This window comes from Qipengyuania sp. (assembly GCF_043423005.1).
In the GTDB taxonomy this organism is placed as follows: Bacteria; Pseudomonadota; Alphaproteobacteria; order Sphingomonadales; family Sphingomonadaceae; genus Qipengyuania.
Window position 1 is genome coordinate 1 of sequence record NZ_JBHWMI010000027.1, and the last position, 15,114, is coordinate 15,114.

Here is a 15,114-nt window from a genome sequence, read left to right on the forward strand (position 1 = left end):
ATCGCGGCGCTTGCCAAGATGGGGATAGCGAACCCATATGCGGATCGCGATTAAGAGGAGCGCGTTGAGCGGCCATGGCCGATTCCACATCATCCGCGGGAGACGCGGACAGTAGCGGCGGGCTGTGGCCCGCCATACGCAAGCTGTTCGACAACGACAGTTCGGACCGATCGCTGCGCACTCAGCTCGAGGAAGCGATCGACGAGCACGAGGACGAGAACGGCGCCGACGATGCCTCGGTCGCCGGCAAGGGCGACCTGTCCGGGGTGGAGCGGCAGATGCTGCGCAACCTGCTCCATTTCAGCGAGCACGATGCCGACGATATCGCCGTCCCCCGGGGCGAGATCATCGCCATCGCCGCCGATGCGAGCTGGGACGAGATGATCGCCGCCTTTTCCGAACACGGCCATTCGCGCATGCCGGTCTACCGCGACCAGCTCGATCACGTGATCGGCATGATCCACATCAAGGACGTCTTTCCCTTCCTGGCGGAATCGCGCCCGCCGCCCGAAGACTGGACGGTGCTGATGCGCCAGCCGCTCTATGTGCCGCAGACGCGCAACGCGCTCGACGTGCTGGCGGACATGCGCTCGCAGCGCATCCATCTTGCCATCGTGCTTGACGAGTTTTCGGGCACCGACGGCCTGATCACCATCGAGGATCTGGTCGAGGAGATCGTCGGCGATATCGAGGACGAGCACGACGATGCGCCCGAGGCGCTGATCGTACCCATCGGCAACGGGATGTGGGACTGCGACGCCCGGGCCGAGCTCGACGACGTGGCGACTGCGATCGATCCGCGCCTCGCGGAAGTGGAGGAATCGGTCGATACGCTAGGCGGCCTCGCCTTCGTGCTGGCCGAGCAGGTCCCGCAGATGGGCCGCGTGCTGGACCATCCGAGCGGCTGGCGCATCGAGATCACCGGGGCGGACGAAACCCACGTCACCCGGATGCGCCTCCACGCCCCGCCCGCAGCCGACGAGGGCGCGTGACGCCCGCGCCGCCGCTGCTCGGCAAGGTCTGATCGATGGCCCGGCGGCTTCCTCCGCTGCGCGCACTCGAGGCGTTCGTGCGCACGGTCCGCCTCGGATCGGCGCGGGCGGCGGCGGACGAACTGGGGCTCAGTCCCTCGGCGCTGTCCCGCCGGATCGGCAATCTCGAAAGCTTCGTCGGCAAGCGGCTGTTCACCCGCGCCCGCCAATCGATGCAGCTGACCGATGAGGGGCAGGCCTTCTATGACGCGGTAAGTCCGCAGCTCGAGGCACTCGCCCGGGCGGTGGAGGCGCAGTCGGACAATGCTGCCCTGCTGCGGCTACACTTGGGTGTCCTCCCGCTGTTCGGCAGCCAGCGCCTGTTCCCGCGGCTGGGCGAACTGCGACGGCGGCATCCCTTGCTCCATATCGACATCGATACCGGCCCGCATCTGGAAGACCGGGTGGGCGATACGCTGGATGCGGCGATCATCCTGTCGCGCGGGCCGGCGCCCGGGCTTCATGCCGTCCGGCTCGATCACAACAAGGTTCATGCGATCACCAGCACCGGCATCGCCCGCGAAGTCGGCGCGCAGCCCCAGGCGGCGGCGCTGTCGAAGCAGACCTTTCTCGTGCACAACGAATTGCCCGAAAGCTTCGTCGCATGGAAGGAGGCCGTCGGTCTGCCCGAGCTCGAGCCGCTGGCGGTCGATCATTTCGATTCCGGTCAGCTGATGCTGGAGGCGGCGGCGCAGGGGCTCGGCATCGCCATCATGCACGACGATCACCTCCGGCGTGCGGCGGACGGCCGGCTGGCGAGGATCTTCGATATCGAGGTCGAGAGCCCCTACAGCTACTGGTTCGTCTGCAAGCCCGCCGCCCTGGATGAACGGCCGGTGCGGCTGTTTCACGACTGGCTGATCGACGCATCGCTCTGATCGTCGCGCGGACCGGGGACGGGCGGGGGCGCGTAGCGTACCGGATCGACGGTATGAGGAAAGGGGCGCAGCGGATGGCCGAGCAGTTCGACCAGCTTGCCTTCGATCTCCGCCCGCGCTTTGGCGGCAATCGCCTTGCGGCCGCGATGATCCGCCGGGGAGAAGGGCTCGAGGTAATGGATCGTCAGGCGGAAGGTGCCGGCACGTGCCATGATCCGCCGGGCATTGGCGCCTCCGCTTTCATCGCCAATCCATGCGATCTCCTCGGCCACCGCGCCGTAATCGACGACGCAGGGCTGCACGAAGACGCCCGGCGGCGGCGGTTCGAGCACCGACAGCATGGAGGATTTGAACGGCAGTAGCGACTGCCCGTCCGTCACGGTTCCTTCGGGAAAGACGGTGATCGACCAGTTGTCGGCCAGTGCCTCACGTAATTCGTTGATCTGATCGGCCACGCCCAGGCGGTTCTCGCGTTTGACGAAAATTGTGCGATTCAGCCGGCACAGCCAGCCTATGACAGGCACCTCGCCCAATTCCTGCTTCGCCACGAACGCGGTTCCGCTACTCCCGGCGAGGGCGAGGATATCGATCCACGACACATGATTGGAGATGAAAAAGACATCACGACGGAGCGGCGTACCACGAACCTCCACCCGCGCGCCGACGACGCGGGCAGTGTAACGCAGAAAGAGCATGGGAAAGGGGGAGCCGTAGGCGAACAGTCGGAAAGCGTAATGCAGCGGCACGAAGACGAGCAGCAGCAGGACAATTGCGCCGAGGCGGCAAGCGAACCGCAATTGTTCCGGCAGCGTCAGTGCGATGGCTTCTCCGCGAAGCGCGGCTTCGCGCCGACGGGCAGTCCGCGAGCGCCGCTCATTTCTCGCGGTCGAGGCGGACGCCATAGAGCTCCATGCGGTGATCGACGAGGCGATAGCCCAGCTTTTCGGCGATCAGCTTTTGCAGGGCTTCGAGCTCGGGGTCGACGAATTCGACGACCTTGCCGCTTTCGACATCGATCAGATGATCATGGTGAGCCTCCGGGGCGGCCTCGTAACGCGCGCGCCCGTCACCGAAATCGTGCCGATCGAGGATGCCGGCTTCCTCGAACAGCCGCACGGTCCGGTAGACGGTTGCGATCGAAATGCGCGGATCGATCCGGCTCGCCCGGTCGTGCAGCATCTCGACATCGGGGTGATCATCGCTTTCGGACAGGACGCGGGCGATGATCCGGCGCTGTTCGGTGATGCGCAGGCCCTTGTCCTGGCAAAGCTGTTCGAGATCGATGCGATGTTGCAAGGCGGCTCCGGAAGCGATCGTGGTGAGCGGGGACCATAGGCACGCCCCGCCCGCGGCTCAAGCCATGGCCGGCGTCAACTCGCGGCCGCGGCCTTGCGGCGACCGCGCTTCTGCCCGGGCTTGCGTCCGAGGCCGATCTTCTTGGCCAGGTCGCGGCGGGTTTCCGCATAGGCCGGCGCTACCATCGGATAGTCCGGGGCCAAGTCCCACCGATCGCGATACTCTCCGGGTGTCATGTCATGTTCGGTCGACAAATGACGGCGAAGCATCTTCATCTTCTTGCCGCAATCAAGGCAGACGATATGGTCGTTCTTGACTGACGAGCGCACCGAAACCGCAGGATCGGGACGCTGCTCGGTTACTTCGACAGGCTTCCCCAGTTCCGACAAGGCGCCGTACACACTGGATATGAGAGTTGGCACGTCGGCGACATCGACATTGTTGTTCGAAACATGGGCCGCGACGATATCCGACGTCAGCGTAATCAGTGTTTCATTCACGTCGTGTTCGATGTTTTCCATGGGTTCGATCCTCTCAGCTTGTTTGCAGCTAGGAAGAAAGGTTCATCCTGTCCATGTAAAGACTCGTTGGCGCCTTCGATTGTCGCGGCGCTACAAGATGACCGGTCTGCTGAATAGTAATCGAGGTAAAGATCGGGGCGGGTGTAAGGTCAAAGGTCACGAGCGAAGGTAATCGCATCTATCGTGTCGCCGCCGAGCGTTCGGTAATATCCTTTGCGACGCCCGATCGGGTCGAACCCGCATCGCCGATATAGACGTTCGGCGGGGTTTTCCGCCCGCATTTCTAGGAATACCCGTCGCGATCCATTGTCCCGAGCGGCCTGCAGGAATCGTCGGAGCAAAAGCTCGCCGAGCCCGCGGTTGCGCATGGCCGGGATCACGCCGATCAATAGCAGTTCCTCTTCGTCGAGGACGCGGCGCGCCAGAACGAAGCCGGTGGCATCGCGGGGCGTGATCGGCTTTTCGCCCACGGAATCGCTGATGATCGTATAGGTGCCGGGAAGCGCAAGCGAATCTTCCACCTGCCGGCGCGTCCATGCCTCGCGCCAGTGCGGATCGAACGCCTGATCCATCACCGTCATCACATGATCGATGGTGTCCATCAGCCCGGCAACCGTGCATCGGGCTGGCGCCCGTACAGGGGTATCAAAGTATCGAGCAGCATTTCCGGTGGGAGCAGCACGGCCGCGCGGGCGTCGGGACGCAGATCGAGTGCTTTGTATCCAGCATGGCCATCAGTCAGAAGGTCAGAAGCACGATTGCCGACTGCGATCCGCTGATGCGTCCGGTCGCGCGCTTCGTCCGGAGTCAGCGAAACCAGTCCGTTCAACGGCCGGCCTTGCGGGCCGAAGTCCTGCACGAACCACTGGCCGTGGCCGCCATTGACGCAGACGGTGACGGGCTCCTCGCCAAGGCGCTGGGCCATCGTCGCCAGCAGCGACAGGGTCGGATAACCGCTGACCCGCGCCCGCCAGACGATCGCCAAAGCGCGGGCGACCGCAAGACCGATCCGCACCCCGGTAAAGCTTCCCGGACCGAGCGAGACGAGGATCCGGGATGCCTCGCCCCGGTCCGGCAGCTCCTCGATCATCGGGACAAGCCGTTCGGCATGTCCGCGGCCCAACACCTCGTGTCGATGACTGACAAGGTGGTCGCCATCGAACAGCGCGACCGAGCAGGCTTCGCTTGCAGTTTCTATCGCAAGGGTGCGCATCGTGGCCCGCTTAGACCGGTGCGCCCTTCCGCTTCAAGTCAGGCGACAGCGTTGAAGGTTTCGAAATTAGGACGCGGACTGCGATCGAAGATGGTCGTGCGGTCGCCATGACCGATGGAACAGATCCAGTCTGCGCGGACACGCGGCTGGTCGGCAAAGAACTCCGCTGTCACGCCATCGAGATCGACGCCGGACATCGGTCCGCAATCGAGGCCCAGCGCGCGCGCCGCGATCATTAGATAGGCGCCCTGCAAGGCCGAATTGCGAAACGCGGATTCCTGCCGCAACTGCTCGTTACCATCGAACCAGCTACGCGCATCGGTGTGCGGGAACAGCCATGGCAATTGGTCGTGGAAATCAAGATCGTACCCGATGATGACGCAGACCGGCGCGGTGCGGACTTTCTCCTTGTTTCCGTCACTCGCATGAGCGGCGAGGCGGTCCTTCGCCTCCTGCGATTTGCACCAGACGAACCGGCCGGGCTGCATGTTGGCCGATGTCGGGCCCATCTTGAGCAGTTCGTAGATTGCCCGGATCTGCTGCTCCGAAACGTCCTCGTCGCGCCAGCCGTTAAAGCTGCGCGCATCGCGAAAAATGAGATCGAGCGCCTCGTCGGATAGCGTGGCGCCGGTTGAGATATCGGTCATGAAGGGCTTTCAAATAAAGGGTCAGGCCGCGCGAACCTCAACGACCTCTGGTACATAATGTTTCAGCAGGCCTTCAATGCCGTGCTTCAGGGTGGCGGTGGATGACGGGCACCCGGCACAGGCGCCCTGCATCTGCAGGTAGACGATCCCGTCGCGATATCCGCGAAACTGGATGTCGCCCCCGTCGCCGGCAACGGCCGGGCGCACCCGCGCCTCCAGCAATTCCTGGATCTGATCGACAATGTCGCCATCTTCGGGTCGGCCCTCGACAACGAGGTCGTCAGGCTCGCCCGGAACTGCAATTCCTGCCGCGCTGGCAGGCGCAAACAGGGGGGCCTCCGACACGAAATGATCGAGCAGGATCGCAAGCACTTGCGGCTTCAGTTCGGGCCATGACACGCCCGGTGCCGCGGTGACGGTGATGAAGTCGCCGCCGAAGAATACATTCGTCACCTCGCCGGTATCGAAGATCGCCTGCGCAAGGGGGCTTGCCTCCGCAGCTTCGGGGGTTGCGAATTCGCGCGTGCCGCCGGCCATGACCTGGCGCTGGGGCAGGAACTTGAGACTGGCAGGATTAGGCGTCGGTTCGGTTTCGATGTACATGACGTGGATGTAGGGGCGGAACTCCTGCCCGGCAAGCGCGTGCGTTCACTGGTGCTTCACGCGGCGGCCTCCTATATACCCGCCATGCTATATCTTCCGCGCGCCGGCGGGCGCCTTGCGCTGTTCCTGTCCACTGCGATCCTCGTCGTCACCACACCGGTTGTGGCGCAGGATCAGGTTCCGGTCCCTTCGTCCCTGCAAACCGAAGGCGAGGTGCCGTGGATCTATGAAGGCAGCGACGTCCCGCGTGATGAGGAATGGCGTTTCGGCGAGCTCGATAATGGGCTTCGCTATGGCGTCCGGCACAACGGCGTGCCGCCGGGCCAGGTTTCCATCCGGGTGCGGATCGATGCAGGTTCCTTGCACGAGGAAGACAGCGAACGCGGCTTTGCGCACCTCCTCGAACATCTGCTGTTCCGGGAGAGCGCCTATCTGGGCAAGGCTGAAGCCATTCCCACCTGGCAGCGTCTGGGTGCGACTTTCGGCAGCGATACCAATGCCGAGACCACGCCCACTCATACGGTCTACAAGCTTGATCTGCCCGCCGCCGATGCCGCGAAGCTGCGGGAAAGCCTGCGGCTGATCTCGGGCATGGTGCGCGCGCCGGTGCTCTCCAACGCCAATGTCGATGCCGAGGTGCCGATCGTGCTCGCTGAAAAGCGCGAACGCGGCGGTCCGTCCGAACGCGTAAGCGAAACCAGCATACAGACGCTGTTCGCCGGTCAGCGCCTGGCCAGCCGCACGACGATCGGCACCGAGGATAGCTTGCGCGCGGCGACCGGACGGTCGCTACAGGCATTCTACGACCGCTGGTACCGCCCGGAAAACACCGTCATCTCGATTGTGGGCGATATCGATCCGCTGGTTTCCGCAGCTCTGGTCGAGGAGTTTTTCACCGATTGGCAGGGCAAGGGCCGGCCCGTCGCCGCGCCTGCGTTCGGTGATCCCCGCGCGCCGCGCGGTGCCGATCCTGCGAACCCGGTCGGCGAAGTGAAGGTGATCGTCGAACCCGACCTCCCGCGCGCCTTCACCTATGGCATCATGCGCCCGTGGCGACCGGTGAAGGACACGATCGAATACAACGAGGGCCGGTTGCGCGAACAGCTTGCCCTGGCATTGATCAACCGCCGGCTCGAGGCGCGGGCGCGCGGCAATGGAACTTTCCTCTACGCCCAGGCGGACGAGGCCAAGATCAGCCGTTCGACCCATGCAACGCTGGTGACCTTCGCTCCGCTGAGCGAGGATTGGCAGGGGTCGCTGGATGAAATCAGGGCGGTGATCGCGGACGCGACCAGCAACCCGCCGACTGCCGAGGAGATCGCCCGCGAACTTGCCGAGATGCAGGTGGTGTATCAGAACCTGGTCGAACAACGCTCGGTCATGGCAGGGTCGCAGCTGGCCGACGATCTGGTGAATGCGGTCGACATCCGCGAAAGCGTCGCCGCGCCTGAAACCTTCCTCATGGTGTTCGAGCGGATGAAAAATACCGCGACACCCGAAATGGTGCTGGCGGAAACCCGCAAGCTGTTTTCCGGCAACGTCATCCGCGCGGTCTACATGACCCCTGATGCGGATGAGGCGAGCGACAAAGCGCTCCACGCCGCCATGCTGGCGCCGGTGAAGGCAGACGCGGGCGCGCGGCTTGCGGCGGCGACGATCTCCTTTGCTGATCTTCCGCCGATCGGTGCGCCGGGCGAGATCGTAAGCCGCACCCAGCATGTCCTGCGCGATAGCGAGCTTATTACCTTCGCCAACGGGGTGAACGCGATCATCTGGCCGTCAAAGGACGAACCGGGCCGCGTTTCGGTCAAGGTCGACTTCGGTGCGGGTTATCGCGCCTTCTCGCCCGATCAGGCTCCTTACATCTCGCTTGGCGAAGCGGCTTTGATCGGTGCCGGGCAGGGTACGCTCGGCCAGGAGGAACTTGACCGGATCACCACCGGGCGCAAGATGGGTTTCGACTTCGGGATCGACGAAGATACCTTCACCTTCGCCGCGCAGACCCGGCAACAGGATCTGGCCGATCAGCTGTATCTTTTCGCCGGCAAGCTCGCTGCGCCGCGGTGGGACGAGAATCCTCTGATCCGCGCCAAGGCAGCGAACAAGCTGGCATACGAAAGCTTCGTCACCAGCCCGGCGGGCGTGATCAATCGCGACCTCGGTTACCTGCTGGCGAATGGAGATCCGCGTTTCGGCATCCCGACACCCGCCCAGATCGATGCGACAAGTGTGGCCGGCTTTCGCGGGGTCTGGGAACCGATCCTGACGCGGCAGGGTCCGATCGAGGTTTTGATCGCCGGTGATTTCAACCGCGAGGAGGCCGTCGAGGCTCTGACGCGGACGTTCGGCGCCCTGCCGGCGCGCGAGCCCCTTTCCCCTGAAATTACGGCGCGGACAGTCGGCTTCCCGGCGGCGGGGGAAACTGTCGTTCGCACGCATCGCGGCGATCAGAATCAGGCCGCCGCCGTCATCGCCTGGCCGGGCGGGGCAGGGCTGGACGGCCTGCGCGAATCGCGCCAGCTCGAAATCTTGGTGCAGGTGTTCAACAATCGCTTGCTCGAGGCGATGCGCGAACGGGCCGGCGCAAGCTATGCCCCGGTCGTGCGGCTGGATTGGCCGACCGGCATCGAGAGCGGCGGGCGGATCATGGCCCTTGCCCAGCTTCGGCCGCAGGACGTTCCCACCTTCTTCACCGAAGCTGACCGGATCGCCCGCGATCTGGCGACCACGCCGCCCTCGGAAGAGGAACTCAAGCTGGTTACCGAACCTCTGCGCAATTACTTTTCGCGCGCGCAGAGCGGCAATTACTTCTGGATGCTGGAGCTCGCCGGAAGCAGCACCGACACCCGCCGTGTTCAGGCCCTGCCGACCCTTATCGATGATTATTCGGTGACGACGCCGGAGACAATGAAGGCACTGGGTGCCAAATATTTCGGCAATGTCGACGGGTGGCGCTTGGCGGTTATTCCGGAAGGGCAATCGCTGGCAACAAAGGCGTCCGCTCCAGCCGAAAGCGCGCGCGGTCGCTGAGATCAGCCCGCCTTTGCCTATGCATCCGCGGGCTGGCGGGGTAGGGGATAACGGTGGATACGACAGCACGAGGTTCGCGGATGGAACGCCCCTGGACGCCGAATAGCTGGCAGGCATTCGAGGCGCGTCATCTGCCCAGCTACGCCGACCCCGCTGTCCTGGCGGAGGTCCAGGGATCGCTCACCCGTCATCCGCCGCTGGTGTTCGCCGGCGAGGCACGGGCGCTGAAACAGGATTTGGCGGAAGTCGCCGCCGGGCGGGCGTTCCTTCTGCAGGGCGGCGATTGCGCCGAAAGCTTCGCCGAATTTCATCCGGACAACATCCGCGACACGTTTCGGGTGCTCTTGCAAATGGCGGTCGTCATGACGTTCGCCAGCAAGCAGCCGGTGGTAAAGGTTGGCCGGATGGCGGGCCAGTTCGCGAAGCCCCGTTCGGCCGCCGAAGAAACGCAGGGCGGCGTCACCTTGCCAAGCTATCTCGGTGATATCGTCAATGGCATCGAATTCGAAAGCGGTGCGCGCGTCAACGACCCGCAGCGAATGGTCAGGGCCTATTACCAATCGGCAGCGACACTTAACCTGCTGCGCGCCTTTGCCGGAGGCGGCTATGCCAACCTGCGGCAGGTCCACCAGTGGACGCTGGATTTCATGGACCGCAGCCCGTGGGCCGAAAAATTCGCGCGTATGGCCGACCGGATCGGTGAGGCGCTGGATTTCATGGAGGCGTGCGGGGTCGATCCTGCGCGGGTTCCGCAGTTGCAGGGGACCAGCTTCTATACCAGTCACGAAGCCTTGCTGCTGCCCTACGAACAGGCGCTTACCCGGCGCGACAGCCTGACCGGCGACTGGTACGATACCAGCGCGCACATGCTGTGGATCGGCGATCGCACCCGCTTTGCCGGCAGCGCGCATGTCGAGTTCGCGCGCGGCATCGGCAATCCCATCGGCATGAAGTGCGGGCCGACCCTCGAGCCGGACGAAATACTCAGGTTGCTCGATACCCTGAACCCTTCCCGCGAGCCGGGGAGGATCACGCTGATTGCGCGTTTCGGGCATGACAAGGTCGAGCGCGGCCTGCCCCCACTGCTGCGAGCCGTTACGCGCGAAGGGCACCCGGTCGTCTGGAGCTGCGATCCGATGCACGGCAACGTCATCCGATCCGAAAGCGGCTTCAAGACCCGGCCGTTCGATCGCATTCTGGCCGAGGTGCGAAGCTTCTTCGACGTGCACCGGGCAGAAGGCTCTCACGCCGGTGGCATTCACGTCGAAATGACCGGGCAGGACGTTACCGAATGCATCGGCGGGGCGGTGGCGATCACGCACGAAACGCTCAAGGACCGCTATCACACCCATTGCGATCCGCGTCTCAACGCAGCCCAGGCGCTCGAACTTGCGTTCCTGATTGCCGAGATGATCAATGCGGAGCACGCACTGAATGCAGGCGATGAACAGGTTGCGCAGGCGGGGCTTGGTTGACCTTTAGCGATTAATCGCCATTCTCCCTTGCGGAGGCCGCGAAGGGCAGCCGCAGACAAGAGGGGCGGATGTTCCAGCCCGAAGCCCAGATCGCCCGTTGCGAGCCGACGGATCGCGCCGCCAGGTTCGCACGAACCCGCGCCCTGAGCGAGGCGCTCGCCGCCCCGCTATCGGATGCGGATGCAACGATCCAGTCGATGGATGATGCTTCGCCGGCCAAATGGCATCTCGGCCATACGACATGGTTCTGGGAAACCTTTCTTCTGCGCGATCACAAGCCGGACTACCGCCTGTTCGACGAGCGATGGCCCTTCGTTTTCAATTCCTACTACGAGGCCGAGGGCGAGCGGATTGCGCGCGGCACAAGGGGCCTCATGTCCCGCCCGGCGCTGGACCGGATCCTGGAATGGCGCGCCCACGTCGACCGCGAGATGGCTCCGTTGATTGAGGACGAGACGCTCGGCCCGTTGATCGATCTGGGACTGGCACATGAACAGCAGCATCAGGAATTGCTGCTGACCGATATCAAGCATGCGTTCTTCCAGAACCCGCTCGCCCCGGCGTTATGGGATGCGGCACTTCCGGCGACGAAGACATTGTCCGATAACTGCGGCTGGTACTCTCATCCCGGCGGGATCGCCCGGATCGGACATGAGGGGGGCGGCTTCGCGTTCGACAACGAGGGGCCGGCGCATCGCCAGCTGCTGGAGCCCTTCGCCCTGTCGTCCCTTCTCGTCACCAATGGCGAATGGGATGCGTTCATTGCCGATGGCGGTTATCGAAAGGCTGCGCTGTGGCTGTCTGACGGGTGGGCGTGGGTCTGCCAGAACCACATCGCCGCGCCGGCCTATTGGCGGGAAGACGCCCATTTTACCCATGCGGGCTGGCAGCGGCGCGATCCTGCCGCGCCCGTCACTCACATCAGCTATTTCGAAGCCGATGCCTTTGCTAGCTGGGCAGGGTACCGATTGCCGACCGAGTTCGAATGGGAAGCGATCGCGCGGGGGCGGGGTTCGCCATCGGAAATCCACGATCCCCACAGTGGCAACCAGCTCGACGATGCGGGCCCTGTGATACCCGCAGGAGGCGGAGGTCTGTTCGGGGACTGCTGGCAATTCACTCGCTCCGCCTATCTGCCCTATCCCCGCTTCGCCCCGGCGAAAGGCGCCGTCGGCGAGTACAACGGCAAATTCATGAGCGGGCAGTTCGTCCTGCGCGGAGCGAGCTGCGCAACGCCGCGGGGGCATTCGCGCAAGACTTATCGCAACTTCTTCTATCCCCATCAGCGCTGGCAATTCACCGGCCTGCGGCTCGCCAAGGACACGTAATCTATGCTGGAGGAACAGGGGATCGCCATTGTCGACCGCGATCGCAACGGCGTCGACCGTGCCTTTCGCGGCGACGTTCTGAAAGGGCTTCGGCAACGTCAGAAAGCAGTGCCGGCACGCTGGCTTTACGATGATGCGGGTTCGCAGCTGTTCGAGGAAATTACTTTTCTCGAAGAGTATTACCCGACGCGCGCGGAAACCGAGATACTGACGGCGCGGGGGGCCGAATTCGCCGAACTGATCGGCCCGGATCGCGCCGTGATCGAATTCGGCTCGGGCAGTTCGGTCAAGACGCCCTTGCTCCTCTCGGCGATAGAACCGGCGGCCTATGTCCCGCTCGACATCGCGGGCGATTTCCTGCGCGAGGCTGCCGCCGCCTTGTCGGCGAAGTTTCCGCAGCTGCCGATCTACCCGGTCGAGGCGGATTTCATGCGCGAGACCGCATTGCCCGACGAGGTGGCGGACATGCCCAAGCTGGGCTTCTTTCCCGGTTCGACGATCGGCAACATGGTACCGCGGACTGCCACCGATCTGCTGCGTTCCATGCGCGCTACGCTGGGCAACGGCGGCGGGGGGCAGCGGCCGCTGCTGCTGATCGGCATGGATCTCATCAAGAAACGCCGCGTGCTCGAGGCGGCCTATGACGATGCCCGCGGGGTAACCGGAGAATTCAATCTCAACCTTGCCCGCCGGATCAATCGCGAGCTCGACGGCACCATCCCGGTTGATCGGCTGTGTCACGTTGCCCGCTGGAACGACGACGATGCCCGGGTCGAAATGCATCTGATGGCACAGGGCGATCTGTCCTTCACCGTCGCTGGCGAAAGTTTCCGCATGAGCGCGGGCGAAACGATTCACACCGAAAACAGCCACAAGTTCACCCGCCGCAGCGCGGCGATGATGCTTCAGGCCGGCGGATGGAGCCCGGTCGCGCGCTGGAAGGACGAGAAGAAACGCTTCTGCGTGATCCTCGCCGAGGCGACCGAAGAACGCGGTGCCCCCTGACCTTTTCGCGGTGACCCCAGCGACCTATATAGCGGTGATGGACTTTGCGCCGCTGCTATCCGGACTGGGCGACGTCATCAGCGCCGTTCCGCGTTCGGGCCTCCTCCTCGCGACGATCGTTGCGATGGTCGTGGGGTGGATCGGATCGGCGATGATTTCGCGCAAGGTGGCCGGGGGGAAGCTCATACGCGGCCTGGGTTCGCTGGCGCTGGGTGCGATCCTCGTAACACTCGTACTTCAGCTGTCCCGCTTCGATCCGCGGCTGGAGGTTGCCGTCCCACAGCTGGGGTTGCCCGAGCAGCGGGTCGAAGGCGGCGAGACGGTTGTCCCATTGGCCGCCGACGGGCATTACTGGCTTGAGGCAGACGTCAACGGCGTGCCCGTCCGCTTCCTGGTGGATACCGGAGCGACCTTGACCGCAGTATCCGCCGAAACAGCGCAGCGCGCGGGATTGACGGCGCGGACCGGCGGGGTGCCGATCATGATCAGCACCGCCAACGGGACGGTACACGCCGATCTGACGACCCTTGATCAGCTATCCTTCGGAAACATCACGGCCGAAGGGCTGGATGCCGTCATTGCGCCCAATCTCGGGCGGACGAACGTCATCGGGATGAATTTCCTGTCCCGGCTCGAAGGGTGGCGGGTGGAGCGTGGCGATCTGATCCTTTCCCCCGCCGTATCCGATCAGAGAGAATAGCGTCGCAAGGTCTGGGCCCCGCCGCTCGGCGAGTCCTTCCACCGGCCGGCCGACCGGGCCAGATAGTCCTCCAGCGCCAGATGCTGCGGACTGGTTCGTCGCTGGGCCAACAGCGTTTCGATTTCACGCAGGAGTGCTTCTGGTGCGAAGGGTTTGCGCAAGTAGGCCTGCGCCCCGTTGAAGCGGGCGGCCTGTTCGTCCGCAGCGCCCGTGATCCCGGTGAACATGATCACCGGCAAATCGTAATGGCGCGGCGAGGTGCGTAATTCGCGCAGCACCTGCGCGCCGGTCATTCCGGGCATATCCTGATCGAGCAGCAGGACGTCCGGCCGGCGCCAGCGCAGGAGGTCCAGCGCCTCGCGCCCGCTGCCGACCCAGCCGCAGATATGCCCGGCATCGAGCAGTGCGGCGCTGGCAACTTCCGCAACGATCTCGTCGTCATCGACAATCAGGATATGAGCCACGATGGGTGCCTTTCACGCTTGTTCGGTGCAAGGCGCCCCCTAAAGACAAGGCAAGCACTGGCGGGTAAGGGACGGGCCTCGTATTCCTACCTAAACCACGAGTACTCTCACCGGCGATCGATGACCCATCCGACTGACGCTTTCATCCGCACCACGGGCATCCATAACTTCCGCGATTACGGAGGGTGGCGAGTGATGGGCGGGAGCGCCGTGCGGCGCGGCCTGCTGTATCGTTCGGGCCAGCATGTCGAGGCGAGCGACGAGGATCTCGCCGCTCTCGGCCGGTTGCACATTCGTACCGTCATCGACTTGCGCGGCGAAAGCGAACGCGAACGGCATCCCTGCCGAAGAGTCGAGGGGTTCGACGGCCAGGTCATCTTCCACGAAGGCGAAACCTCGTCCAGCCCGCCGCATCTCGACATCGATGCAAGCGTCACGACCGCAGCCTATGCGCGCGAGCGGATGCAGGCGGTGTATACCCGAATGCCGCACAACCCCGCGATGATCGCGATGTTTGGCCGGTATCTTCGCGTGCTGGCGGACAACGAGGGGCCGAGCCTCGTCCATTGTTTTGCCGGCAAGGACCGGACCGGGGTGGCGGCCATGCTCGTGCTGCACCTCCTGGGGGTAAGCCGCGAGGACCAGATCGCCGAGTTCATGCGGACCAATGACGCCCCGACCATCGCGGTGCTGCGGCGGCAGACCGTTCCCGCGCTTGAGGAACGCTTCGGGCGCACGCTTGACGAGCCTTCGATCGACGCGCTGTTGGGGGTGCGCGAAGAATACCTGGAAACCTGGTGGGCCGAGGCCGAGCGGATGCATGGCTCGCTCGATGATTATGTGTCCCGCGAACTGGGTGTGGACGACGACCTGCGGCAAAGGTTGCAGGCCCGCTACGTCACGTGACTTCGCCGGCCGCCGCG

The 15,114-nt window shown here is 64.2% G+C and carries 16 protein-coding genes; 8 read left to right on the forward strand and 8 right to left on the reverse strand.

Translation table 11 applies throughout. The features are described from left to right. Positions 1–74 precede the first annotated feature (74 nt). Positions 75–992 (forward strand): hemolysin family protein, encoded by a 918-nt coding sequence (locus tag ACHFFA_RS04490; protein ID WP_394269649.1) that lies wholly within the window; start codon positions 75–77, stop codon positions 990–992. A gap of 35 nt (positions 993–1,027) precedes the next feature. Then, positions 1,028–1,909 carry a LysR substrate-binding domain-containing protein gene (locus tag ACHFFA_RS04495; protein WP_394269650.1) on the forward strand — a complete coding sequence of 294 codons (882 nt, stop codon included), beginning with the start codon at positions 1,028–1,030 and terminating at the stop codon, positions 1,907–1,909. Here ACHFFA_RS04495 and ACHFFA_RS04500 read toward each other — a convergent pair. From ACHFFA_RS04500 to ACHFFA_RS04530, 7 genes are all read right to left on the reverse strand, one after another. Continuing rightward, positions 1,879–2,811, reverse strand: coding sequence for a lysophospholipid acyltransferase family protein (locus ACHFFA_RS04500; protein WP_394269651.1), 933 nt, complete (start codon positions 2,809–2,811; stop codon positions 1,879–1,881). The genes ACHFFA_RS04495 and ACHFFA_RS04500 overlap by 31 nt on opposite strands. After that, positions 2,783–3,205 (reverse strand): Fur family transcriptional regulator, encoded by a 423-nt coding sequence (locus ACHFFA_RS04505; protein ID WP_394269652.1) that lies wholly within the window; start codon positions 3,203–3,205, stop codon positions 2,783–2,785. Before ACHFFA_RS04505 ends, ACHFFA_RS04500 begins: the two co-directional genes overlap by 29 nt. Before the next feature lie 74 nt (positions 3,206–3,279). Continuing rightward, positions 3,280–3,726, reverse strand: a complete 447-nt coding sequence (locus ACHFFA_RS04510) for a MucR family transcriptional regulator (protein WP_394269653.1) — start codon at positions 3,724–3,726, stop codon at positions 3,280–3,282. Between the two features lie 149 nt (positions 3,727–3,875). Next, a complete protein-coding gene (locus ACHFFA_RS04515) occupies positions 3,876–4,328 on the reverse strand; it encodes a GNAT family N-acetyltransferase (RefSeq protein WP_394269654.1) in 453 nt (150 codons plus the stop codon). After that, positions 4,328–4,939, reverse strand: a complete 612-nt coding sequence (gene tsaB / locus ACHFFA_RS04520) for a tRNA (adenosine(37)-N6)-threonylcarbamoyltransferase complex dimerization subunit type 1 TsaB (RefSeq protein ID WP_394269655.1) — start codon at positions 4,937–4,939, stop codon at positions 4,328–4,330. The genes ACHFFA_RS04515 and tsaB overlap by 1 nt, the downstream gene beginning before the upstream one ends. 38 nt (positions 4,940–4,977) lie before the next feature. After that, positions 4,978–5,586: a malonic semialdehyde reductase gene (locus ACHFFA_RS04525; RefSeq protein WP_394269656.1), complete on the reverse strand. Its 609-nt coding sequence runs from the start codon at positions 5,584–5,586 to the stop codon at positions 4,978–4,980. 21 nt (positions 5,587–5,607) lie between these two features. Then, positions 5,608–6,189 (reverse strand): NifU family protein, encoded by a 582-nt coding sequence (locus tag ACHFFA_RS04530; RefSeq protein ID WP_394269657.1) that lies wholly within the window; start codon positions 6,187–6,189, stop codon positions 5,608–5,610. An 84-nt stretch (positions 6,190–6,273) separates the two neighbouring features. Between ACHFFA_RS04530 and ACHFFA_RS04535 the strand changes: the two genes are divergently transcribed. From ACHFFA_RS04535 to ACHFFA_RS04555, 5 genes are all read left to right on the forward strand, one after another. After that, positions 6,274–9,219 carry a M16 family metallopeptidase gene (locus ACHFFA_RS04535; RefSeq protein ID WP_394269658.1) on the forward strand — a complete coding sequence of 982 codons (2,946 nt, stop codon included), beginning with the start codon at positions 6,274–6,276 and terminating at the stop codon, positions 9,217–9,219. A gap of 80 nt (positions 9,220–9,299) precedes the next feature. Next, the gene (locus ACHFFA_RS04540) at positions 9,300–10,694 is read left to right on the forward strand and encodes a class II 3-deoxy-7-phosphoheptulonate synthase (protein ID WP_394269659.1); all 1,395 of its coding nucleotides are present in this window, start codon (positions 9,300–9,302) and stop codon (positions 10,692–10,694) included. A gap of 68 nt (positions 10,695–10,762) precedes the next feature. Then, the gene (egtB, locus tag ACHFFA_RS04545; protein WP_394269660.1) at positions 10,763–12,022 is read left to right on the forward strand and encodes an ergothioneine biosynthesis protein EgtB; all 1,260 of its coding nucleotides are present in this window, start codon (positions 10,763–10,765) and stop codon (positions 12,020–12,022) included. 3 nt (positions 12,023–12,025) lie between these two features. Then, positions 12,026–13,027, forward strand: coding sequence for an L-histidine N(alpha)-methyltransferase (gene egtD / locus ACHFFA_RS04550; RefSeq protein WP_394269661.1), 1,002 nt, complete (start codon positions 12,026–12,028; stop codon positions 13,025–13,027). 10 nt (positions 13,028–13,037) lie between these two features. Beyond that, positions 13,038–13,727, forward strand: coding sequence for a TIGR02281 family clan AA aspartic protease (locus ACHFFA_RS04555; protein ID WP_394269662.1), 690 nt, complete (start codon positions 13,038–13,040; stop codon positions 13,725–13,727). Here ACHFFA_RS04555 and ACHFFA_RS04560 read toward each other — a convergent pair. Further along, positions 13,715–14,191: a response regulator gene (locus ACHFFA_RS04560; protein ID WP_394269663.1), complete on the reverse strand. Its 477-nt coding sequence runs from the start codon at positions 14,189–14,191 to the stop codon at positions 13,715–13,717. The genes ACHFFA_RS04555 and ACHFFA_RS04560 overlap by 13 nt on opposite strands. A gap of 120 nt (positions 14,192–14,311) precedes the next feature. Between ACHFFA_RS04560 and ACHFFA_RS04565 the strand changes: the two genes are divergently transcribed. Next, a complete protein-coding gene (locus ACHFFA_RS04565) occupies positions 14,312–15,097 on the forward strand; it encodes a tyrosine-protein phosphatase (RefSeq protein WP_394269664.1) in 786 nt (261 codons plus the stop codon). Positions 15,098–15,114 lie beyond the last annotated feature (17 nt).

Bases quoted from the DNA above. Each gene is read 5' to 3' on its own strand.
- ACHFFA_RS04490 (WP_394269649.1), top strand. From the start codon at position 75: ATGGCCGATTCCACATCATCCGCGGGAGACGCGGACAGTAGCGGCGGG.
- ACHFFA_RS04495 (WP_394269650.1), top strand. From the start codon at position 1,028: ATGGCCCGGCGGCTTCCTCCGCTGCGCGCACTCGAGGCGTTCGTGCGC.
- ACHFFA_RS04500 (WP_394269651.1), bottom strand. From the start codon at position 2,811: ATGGCGTCCGCCTCGACCGCGAGAAATGAGCGGCGCTCGCGGACTGCC.
- ACHFFA_RS04510 (WP_394269653.1), bottom strand. From the start codon at position 3,726: ATGGAAAACATCGAACACGACGTGAATGAAACACTGATTACGCTGACG.
- ACHFFA_RS04515 (WP_394269654.1), bottom strand. From the start codon at position 4,328: ATGGACACCATCGATCATGTGATGACGGTGATGGATCAGGCGTTCGAT.
- tsaB (WP_394269655.1), bottom strand. From the start codon at position 4,939: ATGCGCACCCTTGCGATAGAAACTGCAAGCGAAGCCTGCTCGGTCGCG.
- ACHFFA_RS04525 (WP_394269656.1), bottom strand. From the start codon at position 5,586: ATGACCGATATCTCAACCGGCGCCACGCTATCCGACGAGGCGCTCGAT.
- ACHFFA_RS04530 (WP_394269657.1), bottom strand. From the start codon at position 6,189: ATGTACATCGAAACCGAACCGACGCCTAATCCTGCCAGTCTCAAGTTC.
- ACHFFA_RS04535 (WP_394269658.1), top strand. From the start codon at position 6,274: ATGCTATATCTTCCGCGCGCCGGCGGGCGCCTTGCGCTGTTCCTGTCC.
- ACHFFA_RS04540 (WP_394269659.1), top strand. From the start codon at position 9,300: ATGGAACGCCCCTGGACGCCGAATAGCTGGCAGGCATTCGAGGCGCGT.
- egtB (WP_394269660.1), top strand. From the start codon at position 10,763: ATGTTCCAGCCCGAAGCCCAGATCGCCCGTTGCGAGCCGACGGATCGC.
- egtD (WP_394269661.1), top strand. From the start codon at position 12,026: ATGCTGGAGGAACAGGGGATCGCCATTGTCGACCGCGATCGCAACGGC.
- ACHFFA_RS04565 (WP_394269664.1), top strand. From the start codon at position 14,312: ATGACCCATCCGACTGACGCTTTCATCCGCACCACGGGCATCCATAAC.